Raw genomic sequence first — 15375 nt, 5'->3', positions numbered from 1 at the left:
TGGCTTATAAAAATAACTGCCCTAGCCCAGATAGAAGCGGCATCCTTTTTCCTGCTTCTTAGCAGGGAAAAGATATAGCGGATAGCTGGAATTTGCTTCAAATCATCATTACAATGCTTTCTAAGATTCAACAAAAGTTAAATAATCATTATTAGGGAATTTTCTTCTTAAATCAATAGAAAAATATTTTACTTTTAACATAATTTAAATCGCATTTTGCTGTTATGGCTTTAACGGTAATTCGTGTTAAATTTCTAGCTTGTTAACCATTAACTCTAAATAAAAGTGAAAGCAAAAGGTTTAGTTCTCGTATTTTTTGTGTTTTTTATTTTTCAATCCTGCGGGCGCAAATCAGCTGCAGATTTCAATTCGGATTTTTCGCTATTTAAAGATTACATTACCAGTTTTACGGGCGGAATCGTTTCTGCGGATTCTGATATTCGTGTGGTTTTGGCATTCGATAAAAATGATTGGAAACCTAATCAGGAATTAGACGATGATTTGTTTGATATTTCGCCAAATGTTCACGGAAAAGTCGTAGCGCTTTCGACCAATACTTTAGCTTTTATTCCAGAGAAAAAATTAGAAGCAGGAACAGAATATCAAGTTACTTTAAACTTAGATAAACTAACCGCCATTCCAAAAGAGAAAGAGGAAACGCTTTCCAAATTCAATTTTACAGTTAAAACGGTAAAACACGATTTTACCATTAATACTGGCGATATTCAATCGTACAGCAAAGAATATCAATATTTAAACTGCGTTTTGAAAACAGCAGATAATATTGATTTGGAAACTGCTCAAAAGCTGGTTGAAGCCAAACATAATGGAAATAATCTTAAAATTAAGTTTGAGAAAACAAACGGGCCGGCAAAAGAATTTCGTTTTATAATTGATAGTATTCAGCGTCAGTCAGAAGCTTCAAATTTAGAGATTATTTATGATGGAAATGATTTTGATATTGACCAAAAAGGACAAATTGATTTTCCAATTACGAGCATCAACGAATTTAAAGTTATCAAAGTTGAAGTTCCAGACGGAAACAATCAGCAAGTTTTAATTAATTTCTCTGAACCATTAGAAAAAGGTCAGGATTTTGCTGGATTGGTTTCGATTCAAAACACCAATAACCTGAAATTTTCTACACAAGGAAATTTACTAAAAGTATATTTTTCCAATCAAAATGCACCTAAAAAAGAAGAACCAGCTCCAGTAGTTGTTCAGCAAGAAACTGTTGAAGTTGCTGTTGATTCTGCGGTTGCTGCGGTTGATGTTGCTGCTGCGGCTGTCGATTCTGCCACCGCATCTGTTGAAACCCCAGTAGAAGATATAGTAGAAGTTGTTCCAGACGAAGAACCAGAACAAGTTGTTACTGGTGAATTATTATTGGAAGTTTTTCAAGGAATAGAAAGCCAATATGGTAAAAAACTAGAAAACAATTACAGCGAAAAAATCTCTTTTGATCAGATAAAACCAAACGTTCGTTTTATTAAAAACGGAACAATTCTGCCAAGTTCAAATAATTTAAAACTGAATTTTGAAGCTGTAAATCTGAGCGCTGTAGATGTAAAGGTTTATAAAATCTATAAAAACAATATTCTACAGTTTCTTCAATACAATGAATTAAACGGCGGACAAAATCTTAAAAAAGTAGCACAGCCAATTGCTAAAACGACGCTGAATTTAAGAGAAAGCACACTCGTAAATCTAGCAAAATGGAATACGTATGCTTTAGATTTATCTAAAATTATCAAACCAGAACCAGGAGCGATTTACAGAGTTGAATTTGTTTACAAAAAGAAATATTCGCTTTATAAATGTGAAACATCAGACAATAGTGAAGATGAAGCCGAGGAAGAAGAAGTTGATGAAAACGACGTAAACTATAGCGGAAACTCTTACGATGATTATTACTATTATGACGATTACGATTGGAGAGAAAGCCAAGATCCTTGTACAGACTCTTACTATTACAATGCGAGAATTGCAACTAATATTTTAGCGTCAGATTTAGGAGTTATTGCCAAAAGAGGAGAAAATAAATCGTACTTATTTGCTGTAAATAATATTGTTACAACAGAACCGGTTTCGAATGCAAGAGTAGATTTATACAATTTCCAACAGCAAAAAATAGCAACAGAAGCGACAAGCAGCGAAGGAATTGCATCTTTCCAGCTGGATAAATTCGCTTATTTTGCGATTGTAACTTTAGGCGATCAGTCGACTTACGTGAAGTTGGATGATGGACTTTCGTTATCGGTAAGTAATTTTGATGTTGCGGGTGAGACTTTGCAAAAAGGGCTAAAAGGATTTATTTATGGAGAAAGAGGCGTTTGGCGCCCTGGAGATATTTTGTATTTATCATTTATTTTGAACGATGCTGCGAATAAACTTCCGAAATCACATCCAATTAAATTCAGATTAAATGATCCGAACGGAAAAACAGTTTATCAAACAGTTCAAAAAACCAATGATCTGAATCATTATGCCATTGCTGTTCGAACAGATCAAGATGCGCCAACAGGAAACTGGGAAGCAATGGTAAGCGTTGGAGGCGCGAAATTCTATAAGAGCATCAAGATTGAAACCATCAAACCGAATCGTTTAAAAATCAAAAATACCTTTAGCAGAAAAACACTTTCGGCTTCTTATCCAAATACAGATAATCTAGAAGTAACATGGCTTCACGGCGCAATTGCGAAGAATTTGAATGTAGAAATGCAGGCTAAATTCTCTCAGCAAAGCACGACTTTTAAAGGTTATGAAAAATATACTTTTGATGATTTAGCACGTCAATTCAGTACAGAAGAAATTAATGTTTTCTCTGGAAAATTAAATGAAAACGGAAAAGCATCTGTAAATATTCAGCCAAGACTGCAAGGTCAGGCGCCAGGAATGCTTCGCGCTTCATTTATTACAAAAGTATATGAAGAAGGAGGAGATTTTAGTACAGATGTAATGTCGACAACTTATTCTCCATACAAAACTTACGTTGGACTTAAAACACCAGAACTGAACAAGTACAGTATGCTTGAAACGAGAACAAATAATCGTTTCGAGGTTGTCACAGTTGACGAAAATGGAAGACCAAAATCAGTTCGTAATCTCGAAGTACGAGTTTATAAAGTAGATTGGAGATGGTGGTGGGATTCTTCAAGCGATAATTTATCAAATTACAACTCATCAAATGCAACGACTTCATATAAAACATTTGTCATCAACACAGATTCTAGCGGAAAAGGAAGTTTCCAATTTGCGTTGACAGATGAAGAATGGGGACGTTACTTAATTCGTGTTGAAGACGGTGAAAGCGGACATGCAGCTTCTTTAACCGTAAATATCGACTGGCCAATTTGGTCTGGAAAAACACGCAATAGAGATGCTTCTACAGCTAATATGTTAGTTTTTTCTACCGATAAAAAGAATTATGCTGTTGGAGAAAAAGCACAGATTTCTTTCCCTTCAAGTGAAGGCGGACGGGCTTTAATTTCTATTGAAAATGGATCAAGAGTAGTGCAGACTATTTGGGCTGAAACTAAAAACGGAGAAACAAAAGTTGAAGTTCCAATTACAGGGGCTATGGCACCAAATGTATATTTTAATATTACCTTATTACAACCACACGCTTCAACTAAAAACGATTCGCCAATTCGTATGTATGGAATTGTGCCAATAGAAGTGGTAGATAAAAACACGATTCTAACGCCAACTTTAAATATGCCAGATGTTTTAAGACCAGAACAGCCGTTTACAGCAAAAGTAGGTGAGAAATCAGGTAAAGAAATGACCTATACAATTGCGGTTGTAGACGAAGGTCTTCTGGATTTAACTCGTTTTAAAACACCAAACGCATGGGATAGTTTCTACGTTCGTGAAGCTTTGGGCGTAAAAACCTGGGACGTTTACGATGATGTAATTGGCGCTTATGGCGGAAAAATAAATCAGATTTTTAGTATTGGTGGAGATCAGGATCTAGGAGGCGGAAAAGCTAAAAAAGCGAACCGTTTTAAACCTGTAGTATTATATTACGGACCATTTAAATTAGGAAAAGGAGAAACAAAATCGCATGAATTAAAACTTCCGAAATACATTGGTTCTGTTAGAACAATGGTTGTAGCGGGAGATGCAAATACAAGCGCTTACGGAAGCGTTGAAAAAGCAACTCAGGTTAAGAGTCCGCTGATGGTATTGGCTTCATTGCCTAGAAAAATTTCACCATCAGAAAAAGTAACGCTTCCGGTAACTGTTTTTGCAACTGAAAATAAGATTAAAAATGTAACTATTCAGGTAAAAACCAGCAACGGATTGAAAGTTATGGGAAGTGCAGTTCAAAAACTAAATTTCGCACAGCCAGATGAGAAAATGGCATATTTTAATTTAGTTGTGGGTTCTGCGACAGGAATTGCAAAAGTTCAGGTAATTGCGACATCTGGAAGCGAGAAATCAACTTATGATGTTGAAATCGATATGACGAATCCAAATCCAGTTACGAGCACTTTTACCGATGTTGTTTTAACGCCAAATAGTTCCAAAACAATTTCATGGAAAACCTTTGGAATTGCTGGAAGTAATAAAGCAAGATTAGAGGTTTCATCTATGCCGTCAATGAATTTGAACGGAAGGTTACAATTCTTGATTCAGTATCCGCATGGATGTGTCGAACAGACGACTTCATCTGTTTTCCCGCAATTGTATTTAGGCGAAGTGGCAGATATTGATGCAAAACGAAAAGATCTGATTCAGAAAAACATTGCGGCTGGAATTGCCAGATTGGGTAAATTCCAATTATCAAATGGCGGAATGCCTTACTGGCAAGGAAATGCAATTGCAGACGATTGGGGAACTTCATACGCTGGACATTTCTTAATTGAAGCAGAGAAAAAAGGATATGTGTTGCCAATTAATTTCAAATCGAAATGGTTAGGTTATCAGCAAAAAGAAGCGAAACAATGGCGTTTTGAACCTAAATACGGAAATGACTTAGCGCAGGCCTATCGTTTATACACTTTAGCTTTAGCAGGAAATGCTGATTTATCGTCGATGAACAGATTGCGAGAAACAAAAGGTATTTCAAACGAAAGTATGCTTCGTTTGGCAGCAGCTTATGTTTTAGCGGGACAAAAATCGGCAGGGCAAAGTTTGTTCTTGAGAACTAGTATTGACGGTGATTCAGACGGATATAGTTATTACTATTATGGTTCAAGTGAAAGAAATAGAGCAATGGCTCTTGAAACCATGCTTTTATTAGATCAGAAACAAAAAGCGTTTGTAACAGCCTCTAAATTAGCTAAGGAAATGTCCGCTAACCAGTGGATGAGTACACAGACAACAGCTTACTGTTTATATGCAATGTCAAAATTTGCAGTGAGCAATGGTCCAAAAGGAATCAATATTCAATTTAATAAAAACGGTAAAGGAGAGACAATCAATACAGGTAAATCAGTTGCAGATCGTAGTTTGTCTGTTGCTTCGGGTACAAACAGTATTACGTTGAAAAACAACAAAGCGAATACGGTTTATGTTCGTGTATTAAACACAGGAATTCTGCCAATCGGACAGGAAAATGTGGTTCAAAGTGATGTTACGGCTTCTATTGTTTTCAAAAATAGAAAAGGAAGTGTAATCAATGTTTCAAGAATCAGTCAAGGAACAGAGTTTGTTGCTGAGGTTACGATTAAAAACCAAAGAGGAGAAAGTGTTCAAAATGTAGCGTTATCGCAGATCCTGCCTTCTGGATTCGAAATTGTAAATACACGTTTTACAGATTATGGAGACGCCGTAAACAACATCGCTGATTATATTGATATTCGTGACGACAGAACTAATTTCTACTTCGGAATGAAAGCCAGAGAAACCAAAGTTTTCCGTATTCTGTTAAACGCGTCTTATCTAGGAAATTATTATTTACCTGGATTACAATGCGAAGCGATGTATGATAATACTTTCTTAGCCAGAACAAAAGGATTCTGGGTTGAGGTTGTGAAGTAAAATTTATTAATACACGTATCCTAACAGGTTTCCAAAACCTGTTAGGTATTATAAAAAGAATAAGATTGTGGAGAAGGATGTTTTTGAGGCAGGCCAATATTATCATGTTTATAATCGAGGAAACAATAGTGAGAATATTTTTATTGAAGAGAGAAACTATAATTACTTTTTAGAAAAACTTAAAAAATATATTTTGCCAATTGCTGATGTTTATGCTTATTGTTTGCTCAAAAATCATTTTCATATTGTTCTAAGAATAAAAGATAAAATTAATCTACCTGAAAAGTTTAAAGAAAAAATTCATCTTCCATTTTCAAATTTATTCAATTCTTATTCTAAAAGTATAAATAAAGCTTACGATAGAACAGGAAGTTTGTTTCAGGAACATTTGCAAAGAAATAGAATTGAAAATGAAGAATATTTAAGACAGTTGATCTTATACGTTCATTTAAATCCTGTCAAGCATAAATTTTCTAAAGATTTTCAGTCTTATAGACATTCTTCTTATCGTTCATATTTGTCAGATAAACAAAGTAGCATTGATCGAGAATTTGTTCTAGAATTATTCAATGATTTAGAAAATTTTATATTTTGTCATGATGAAAAAAAGTTAATTTATGCAGGAGTTCTCAATGATATAGAATTAATTGACCAATAGAAAATTGTAGTCGACTATCCTAACAGGTTTTCAAAACCTGTTAGGTATTTTAAAATAAGAGAAGAGATTTTGTTTTTCTTTTTTTGGAATGGATAAGGAATACCTAACAGGTTTTCAAAACCTGTTAGGATACGCAATAACAATTTAATTTTGAAAAATAAACTTATAGCGTTTTTCCAACGCATAATAAACTGGATTAAAAGAAATAAAATAAAATCAGCAATTGCATTTGTGCTCTTGCTGATTTACTATTTTTCGATACCTCGAACTTTATTTAAAGAGCCGTATTCAACCGTTATTGAAAGTAAGGAAGGAGAATTACTCGGTGCCAAAATTGCCCGCGATGGACAATGGCGTTTTCCTGCGCAAGACAGCGTTCCTGACAAATTCAAAAAGTGTATCGTTTATTTTGAAGATGAATACTTCTATAAACATCCCGGTTTCAATCCCGGAGCGATGATTAATGCTTTTAAACAAAACAGAAAAGCTGGAAAAGTAGTTAGAGGAGGAAGTACCTTAACACAACAAGTAATCAGACTTTCCAGAAAAGGAAAAAACAGAACCTATTTTGAAAAACTGATTGAAATTATTCTGGCAACAAGATTAGAGTTAGGTTATTCTAAAAATGAAATTCTAGAAATGTACGCGGCGCATGCACCATTTGGAGGAAATGTTGTGGGACTAGAAATGGCTTCATGGCGTTATTTTGGCGTGCAATCCAATCAATTGTCGTGGGCAGAAAATGCTGTGCTTGCTGTTTTACCAAATGCCCCAAGTTTGATTTATCCGGGGAAAAACCAAATTAAATTATTAAATAAAAGAAACCGACTTTTATTGAAACTGCATCAGGAAGGTATTATCGATAAGCAGACTTACGAACTTTCGATAGAAGAACCATTGCCTCAAAAACCGTATGATCTGCCTCAAATAGCACCACATTTACTGCAAAGAGTGGCTAAAAATGAAGAAGGAACAAGAGTAAAAACTACAATTGATTATGCTTTGCAAAATCGTGTCAACCAAATTGCGAGATATTATTACAATCAGTATAAACAGAATGAAGTGCATAATCTGGCTATTTTGGTAATTGATGTTCAGAGTAGAAATGTAATGAGTTATGTTGGAAACTCTCCTGCCGACGTAGATCATCAAAAAGATGTTGATATTATTGATGCACCTAGAAGTACTGGAAGTATTTTAAAACCACTTTTGTATGGTGCAATGCTCGATGATGGCGAATTATTGCCTAATACTTTAGTAGCCGATATTCCAACGCAGATTTCAGGATATACTCCTCAAAATTTTAATTTGACGTTTGACGGTGCTGTGCCTGCGCATCGTGCATTGTCACGTTCGTTAAACATTCCTGCAGTTTTAATGCTTCAGGAATTTACTGTAAACAAGTTTTATGAAGAATTACAAAAATTCAAATTAAAGAATATCAATAAAACACCAGATCATTATGGTTTGTCGCTTATTTTGGGCGGTGCCGAGAGTAATCTATGGGATTTATGCAGAACATACGCTAACTTATCTTCAACATTAAATTATTACACTAAAAATAAAAGTCAATATAGAACGAATGAATTTACAGAGCTGAATTACAAAAACGATTTTACGCCCGATTTTGGCTCCGAAACCGATCAAAAGAATATTCTGGGCGCTGGATCAATTTGGTTAACGTACAACGCAATGGAAGAGGTTAACAGGCCAGAAGGAGATGAAGCTTGGAAGTTTTATGACAGTTCTTTAAAAATTGCGTGGAAAACCGGAACAAGTTTTGGAAATCGGGATGCGTGGGCTATTGGAACAAATTCAAGATATGTAGTGGGGATTTGGGTTGGAAATGCAACTGGAGAAGGAAGACCAACTTTAACTGGAGTAACCAGTGCCGCGCCAATTTTATTTGATGTTTTTAATTTACTGCCGAGACAAAGATGGTTTGATACGCCCTATAATGATTTAGCAGAAGTTGAGGTTTGCCGTTTAAGCGGTTATTTGGCTAAAGACAACTGCCCAAAAATCAAACAATGGGTTACTAAAAAAGGTAAATCAACTAAAGTTTGTCCGTATCATAGAACAATTCATTTAGATAAAGCAGAACAATTTCAGGTAAACAGCAGTTGCGAAAGTATCGATAATATTGTTACTAAAAACTGGTTTGTACTGCCTCCTGTTATGGCATGGTATTACAAAAGCCAACATATCGAATACTTGCCATTACCTCCATTTAAAGAAGGTTGCGAGGGAACACAAACGACCACAATGGATTTCATTTATCCAAAGGCGAACAGCAAAATTTACTTGACAAAGGATTTTAACAGCAATGTCCAGCCTGTGATTTTGAAAGTGGCCTATTCTGAAAGAGACAAAGAATTATTTTGGTATGTTGATGATGTTTATAAAGCCACAACAAAAACATTTCATGAATTACCAATCACGCCAACAACAGGAACGCATTATATTACAGTTGTGGATGCTTCTGGAAATGAAATAAGAAGAAGAATTGAAATTGTTAGAGAATAATAATCGATTGTTAGACTGAGCGAAGTCGAAGCCCTTTTTAGATACAATAGCCTTCGACTTCGCTCAGGGTGACATTAGTGCTTAAGATGTTTTTTTAAATATAGTTTTGGATATAAAGTTCCGTTGGGACAGATCATTATAAAAAAGAATTCATGAATTCGTGGCGAAAAAGATTGCTTCGTTCCTCGCAATGACGCACAAAAAAACCGCCAATCTTTCGAAAGGCGGTTTTGTTTTATTCTGAAATAACATTTCCTTTTTTATCGTAGAAATGATATTCTAAGTACGTGTAAGCGTCACGAGGTATGATTTTCACCCATTTCTTATGTTCAAAAAACCATTTTGAACGTAATGATGGAAAACCTTTGCTGAGGTATGCAGCCACAAACGGGTGTGTATTAAGCACAACCTTATTGTGGGTTTTTAAAAGTCTTTCTAAATCAGAGGTGATCTTGTCAATTATTAATATTGGCGCTTCAATTTCGCCATTGACTTTATTTGGATCTTCTTCTCTGGTTTTGATATTAACTTCTGGTCTTACGCGCTGTCTTGTAATCTGAACAAGTCCAAATTTACTTGGTGGTAATATTTTATGCTTTGCTTTATCGTCGCTCATTTCTTCTCGCAAGAAGTCGAACAAAACTTTCCTGTTTTCAGGATTAGACATATCGATAAAATCTACTACGATAATTCCACCCATATCTCGCAGACGAAGTTGTCTGGCGATTTCTGCTGCAGCAATCATATTCACTTCCATGGCTGTGTCTTCTTGGTTGGTCGCCTTATTAGAACGGTTTCCGCTGTTTACGTCTATAACGTGAAGAGCTTCGGTATGTTCTATGATAAGATAAGCACCTTTACTCATGGAAACAGTTCGGCCAAAAGAAGTTTTGATTTGTCTCTCTATATTGTATTTCTCAAAAATCGGAGTGTCATTTGATTGATAAAACTTAACAATCGATTGTTTTGAAGGTGCAATTTCTTGCAAATATTCCTTCGTTTGGTGGTACAACTCTTCATCATCTATTTGAATACCGCTGAAGGTATCATTAAATACATCTCTTAATATTGAAGAAGCTCTATTAAGCTCTCCTAATACTTTTGATGGATGATGAGCAGTTGGTAATTTTTTACACATTGCAGACCATCTGCCAAGCAGGTTCTGCAAATCTTTTTCTAATTCGGCTACGTTTTTGCCTTCGGCTACTGTACGAACAATAACACCAAATCCTTTAGGTTTGATCGATAGAACAAGTTTTTTTAGACGATCCTTTTCTTTTTTGTCTTCTATTTTTTGAGAAATAGAAACACGATCAGAAAAAGGAACTAGAACGATAAATCTTCCGGCAAGAGAAAGCTCAGCACTTATTCTTGGGCCCTTGGTCGATATAGGTTCTTTAACTACTTGAACTAAGACAGATTGATTGGCACTTAAAATATCAGTAATGATGCCATCTTTGTCAATCTCTTTTTCAAACTGAAAGGTTTTTAGGGAGAAATCTTTTATTTTACCTGCGCTTACAAGTTTTATGAATTTCAGCTGAGAAGCTAGATTTGGACCCAAATCGTGATAATGTAAAAAGGCATCTTTTTCGAAGCCTACATTTACAAAAGCAGCATTAAGTCCTGCAACTGGTTTTCTGATTTTGGCAATAAAAATATCGCCAACCTGAAAGTTACTTTTTTCTTCTTCTTTGTGTAATTCAATTAGTTTTCCATCTTTTAATAAGGCAAAATCTACTGCTTCAGAACTAGATCTAATGATTAATTCTTTATTCACACTGTAAATTTTTATCCGAACTTTTCAATTTTAGATTTTAGATTTTAGATTTTAGAATAATCTGAAATCTACATTCTACGATCTTAAATAAAATTGTAAGGATGGATTAAACAATATTTTAACAGGTATTAACCCGGTGGAGTTAGTTATCAGTTTTCAGTGGCAGTAAGCAGTATTAGGCTACAAACTGTAATCTGTGACTGAGATTGTCAAACTCCAATTTCAATGAACGTTTAAAAAGAAAAAAGTAGTTTAAAACTACTTTTTCTTTTTGTGGCGGTTAGCTCTCGCTCTTTTCTTACGTTTGTGAGTAGCTACCTTATGTCTCTTTCTTTTTTTACCACTTGGCATATCGTGTCAGATTTATGTTAATTAATATTATTTTGCTTCGTTGTTTGTTTTAACTCCCTCTACAAAAACTTTTGCAGGTTTAAACGCAGGAATGTTGTGTGCTGGAATTTTAATAGTAGTGTTTTTAGAAATGTTTCTTCCAGTTTTTTCAGCTCTAGTTTTAACGATAAAACTACCAAAACCTCTAAGGTATACATTGTCTCCAGTTTCTAAAGAAGTCTTAACTTCTTCCATAAAAGTTTCTACTGTTGCTTGAACGTCTCCTTTTTCAAGACCTAGCTTCTCTGAAATCTTCGCTACGATATCTGCTTTCGTCATTTTCTTTCCTATTTTATTTTATAAATGGTGTACTATTTTTTTGAGTTTGCAAATATAGGAATTAAAAAAATAATTAATCAAGCTAATTCGTTAAATTTTAATTACATAAACATTTACTTTTGCAATCTAAGTATTTTGCAATGGATTTTCATAACATATTGATAAAATGGTATTTACAGAACAAGCGTGATTTACCGTGGCGAAAAACGGTCAATCCGTACCAAATTTGGCTCTCAGAAATTATGCTTCAGCAGACTCGAGTTGCACAAGGAATGCCATATTTTTTTTCGTTTACTAAAGAATTTCCTACAGTAAAAGATTTGGCAGATGCTCCTGAAGAGAAGGTTTTGAAACTTTGGCAGGGATTGGGATATTATTCACGAGCCCGAAATCTTCATAAAACCGCTCAATATATAAGTAACGATTTAAATGGAGTTTTTCCTGATTCTTATAAAGAGCTTTTAAAACTAAAAGGTGTTGGTGAATACACAGCGGCAGCAATTGCGTCCTTTTCTTATAATGAATCGGTTCCTGTTGTAGATGGAAATGTGTTTCGGGTGTTATCGCGTTATTTTGATATTGAATCGGATATTGCGCTTCCTGCGACCAAAAAAGAGTTTACGGCATTGGCACAAGAATTAATGCCTAAAGACAATCCTGCAATTTTTAATCAGGCAATTATGGAATTTGGTGCGTTGCAATGCGTTCCTAAAAGCCCGAATTGTTCAAATTGTGACTTTAATGACAGTTGTTTGGCATTGCAAAAAGGAAAAGTAAATCAGCTTCCTGTGAAATCTAAAAAAGTGAAAGTAACCAATCGTTATTTTAATTATCTAATTTTGGAAGATGTTGAAGGGAATACTTTGATTCAAAAAAGAAGCGAAAAGGGAATTTGGCATAATTTATATGAGTTTCCGCTTTTAGAAACTCAATCGATTGTGGATTTTGATGTGGTTTCGAAAAAAGCAAAAGAAGAAATTTTCCCTTCCTATACTATTATAGGTATAGAAGATTGTGCCGAATCGACTGTTGTGCACAAACTTTCGCATCAGCATCTGCATATACAATTTTGGAAAATTAAAGTAAAAGAGAAAATTGAAAATGGAGTAGATTCTGAAAAATTAAAAACTTTTCCATTTCCAATTGTGATTTATAATTTTATAGAAAAGCAGGAAATAAATTGCTAAAAAAATGTATCTTTGGGAGAAATACTACCAAAAACTATGAACGGAACATTAAATAAAGTGATGCTTATTGGCCATTTGGGCGATGATGTGAAGATGCATTATTTTGATGGAGGGAACTGCATCGGACGTTTTCAGCTGGCAACCAATGAAGTGTATATCAACAAAACGACTAATGAAAAGATTACTTCTACAGAATGGCATAATTTGGTTGTGCGTAATAAAGCCGCAGAAATTTGCGAAAAATATCTTTCTAAAGGAGATAAAATTTATGTAGAAGGAAGAATCAAATCTCGTCAGTGGCAGGCGGAAGATGGAACGACAAAATATACTACCGAAATTCAGGTTACTGAATTTACTTTTTTAACTACCAAAAAAGAAACTGCACATACGAGACAGAATCAGGATACAGAGTCAGCAAAAAACACTAACTTTGATGCTGCTAATGAAGGGCTTCCAATTAATGATCTGCCTTTCTAGATGTTTAACTAATTTTATACAGTTTGGACCCGGAGCCCAGTTTACTTTTTTCTACCAATCTTGACGCTAATTTAATTATTGGTTTCGTCGGAATTTTTATTTTATTATTTCTTTCGGCAATTGTTTCAGGTGCTGAAGTTGCTCTTTTTTCTTTATCTCAGCAAGATATCGATGATACTTTAAATGATAATCTTGCAAAAGGGAAAATCATCTCAAATTTATTAGAAAAGCCCAAAAAGCTTTTAGCAACTTTATTGGTTGCGAATAATTTTTTCAATATTGGCGTAGTAATTTTATTCGCTTATATGGGGCAGAATATTTTTGCCAATGTAAGTTCGCCCGTGTTTAAATTTACTCTCGAAGTAATTCTAGTTACTTTTCTAATTTTATTATTTGGCGAAGTGCTTCCTAAAGTCTACGCAAGTAGAAATAATGTTCGCTTTGCTAAACGAGTTGCTTATCCGCTGGCGTTTTTAGATAAAGTGCTTTCCCCAGTAAGTTTGCCAATGCGCGCCTTTACTATATATTTGCAAAATAAATTAGGAAAACAAAAGAACAATTTTTCAATCAATCAGCTTTCTCAGGCTTTAGAATTGACAGATTCTGAAGGAACTTCGACAGAAGAACAAAAAATTCTGGAAGGAATTGTTTCTTTCGGAAATACAGATACGAAGCAGGTTATGAGTCCGAGAATTGATATTTTTGCATTGGAAATATCAGAAACATTCGCAGAAATTTATCCTAAAATAATCGAAACAGGTTTTTCAAGAATTCCGATTTACCGCGATAATATTGACCAGATTGAAGGGGTGCTTTTCGTAAAAGATTTGCTTCCTCATATTGATAAAGAAGAATTTGACTGGACTTCTTTGATTAGAGAAGCTTTTTTTGTTCCTGAAAATAAAAAACTAGATAATCTTTTGAAGGATTTTCAGAGTCTAAAAAGCCATCTAGCAATCGTGGTTGATGAATACGGAGGAACATCTGGATTAGTTTCGCTAGAAGATGTTATCGAGGAAATAGTTGGAGATATTAGTGATGAATTTGATGATGAAAATCTAAATTTCTCGCAAATTGATGAGAATAATTTTCTTTTTGAAGGAAAAATAAACCTGAAGGATTTTTACAGAATTGTAGATGTTGACGAAGATGTTTTTGAGGCCCACAAAGGAGAAGCAGAAACTTTGGCTGGATTTATTCTTGAAATTCTAGGTAATTTTCCGAAAAAAGATCAGAAAGTGTCTTTTGAAAACTGTATTTTCACCATCGAAACAGTTGATAAAAAACGTGTAAAACAAATAAAAGTTACAATAAATTAAAATGTTTAAAAGAATACTTTCAATAACAGCAATTTTGCTTGCTCTAACGGTTATAAGCTGTAAAAATGATGTTTTGCCAAAACCAGCGAGTTTCCTGCGATTAGATTATCCAGAAGCAAAATATGTGAATTTTGAAAATACTTGTCCATTCACTTTCGAAATGAATGAAGACGCCATTATAAAAGGAGAAAAAGAATGTGGTTTTGCAATCACGTATCCAAAGATGAAAGCAACCATTTATTTGACATATAAGCCAGTAAATGGTAATATTGACAAATTATTACGCGACGCTCAAAAACTGACTTACGAGCACGTTATTAAAGCCGATGATATTTTAGAACAACCGTATTTAAATCCGCAGAAAAAGGTTTATGGAATGTTTTATCAAGTTGATGGAAATGCAGCGACAAACTCTCAGTTTTATGCTACAGACAGTACAAAACACTTTTTGATTGGTTCTGTGTATTTTTATGCAAAACCAAACTTTGACTCAATTATGCCAGCGGCGAGTTATGTTAAAAACGATATGCAGCGTTTGATGGAAACGTTGAAATGGAAATAAAAAAAGGATTCAAATTTGAATCCTTTTTTTGTTTTTAATAGCCTTCATATTTTTGGTTTATCAATCTTTATTTATAATAATTTGTAATATTCCGTAGGAATATCTCATCGGTAGAAAAAAAATAATGTTGTGTCGCATCGTGTCCTGTAGGGACACCTGATTTTTAGAAAAATCTAATATGTTTATCAAACGTTCCGTAGGAACGTATA

At 34.4% G+C, this 15375-nt stretch carries 9 protein-coding genes; 7 read left to right on the top strand and 2 right to left on the bottom strand.

What is annotated here, in order from left to right; genetic code table 11:
* The first annotated feature begins 285 nt into the window (after positions 1-285).
* The 3 genes from V6624_RS07210 (at position 286) to pbpC (ending at position 9172) form a co-directional block, all read left to right on the top strand.
* Positions 286-5988: an alpha-2-macroglobulin family protein gene (locus tag V6624_RS07210; protein WP_338841417.1), complete on the top strand. Its 5703-nt coding sequence runs from the start codon at positions 286-288 to the stop codon at positions 5986-5988.
* 67 nt (positions 5989-6055) lie between these two features.
* A complete protein-coding gene (locus tag V6624_RS07205) occupies positions 6056-6646 on the top strand; it encodes a transposase (RefSeq protein ID WP_338841416.1) in 591 nt (196 codons plus the stop codon).
* A 150-nt stretch (positions 6647-6796) separates the two neighbouring features.
* Complete coding sequence (gene pbpC / locus V6624_RS07200; RefSeq protein WP_111288182.1) at positions 6797-9172, top strand: penicillin-binding protein 1C; 2376 nt, start codon at positions 6797-6799, stop codon at positions 9170-9172.
* Between the two features lie 235 nt (positions 9173-9407).
* Here pbpC and V6624_RS07195 read toward each other — a convergent pair whose 3' ends face one another.
* Positions 9408-10952 carry an Rne/Rng family ribonuclease gene (locus V6624_RS07195; RefSeq protein ID WP_035645529.1) on the bottom strand — a complete coding sequence of 515 codons (1545 nt, stop codon included), beginning with the start codon at positions 10950-10952 and terminating at the stop codon, positions 9408-9410.
* A 378-nt stretch (positions 10953-11330) separates the two neighbouring features.
* A complete protein-coding gene (locus V6624_RS07190) occupies positions 11331-11621 on the bottom strand; it encodes an HU family DNA-binding protein (RefSeq protein WP_007805026.1) in 291 nt (96 codons plus the stop codon).
* 140 nt (positions 11622-11761) lie between these two features.
* Between V6624_RS07190 and mutY the strand changes: the two genes are divergently transcribed.
* Genes mutY through gldD form a run of 4 tightly spaced genes read left to right on the top strand, consistent with a single transcriptional unit; the run spans position 11762 to position 15166 of the window.
* Positions 11762-12808 (top strand): A/G-specific adenine glycosylase, encoded by a 1047-nt coding sequence (mutY, locus tag V6624_RS07185; RefSeq protein WP_111288180.1) that lies wholly within the window; start codon positions 11762-11764, stop codon positions 12806-12808.
* A 36-nt stretch (positions 12809-12844) separates the two neighbouring features.
* Positions 12845-13285, top strand: a complete 441-nt coding sequence (locus V6624_RS07180; RefSeq protein WP_111288178.1) for a single-stranded DNA-binding protein — start codon at positions 12845-12847, stop codon at positions 13283-13285.
* Positions 13286-13308: 23 nt separating this feature from the next.
* On the top strand, positions 13309-14604 hold the full coding sequence (locus tag V6624_RS07175; RefSeq protein ID WP_111288176.1) for a gliding motility-associated protein GldE: 1296 nt from the start codon (positions 13309-13311) through the stop codon (positions 14602-14604).
* Between the two features lies 1 nt (position 14605).
* A complete protein-coding gene (gene gldD, locus V6624_RS07170; protein WP_111288174.1) occupies positions 14606-15166 on the top strand; it encodes a gliding motility lipoprotein GldD in 561 nt (186 codons plus the stop codon).
* The last annotated feature ends 209 nt before the right edge of the window (positions 15167-15375 follow it).

It is taken from the genome of Flavobacterium ginsenosidimutans, assembly GCF_037478105.1.
GTDB classification, from domain to species: Bacteria; Bacteroidota; Bacteroidia; order Flavobacteriales; family Flavobacteriaceae; genus Flavobacterium; species Flavobacterium ginsenosidimutans.
The sequence above is the reverse complement of the archived record's forward strand: the minus strand, read 5'-3'. Positions and strand labels throughout refer to the sequence as shown.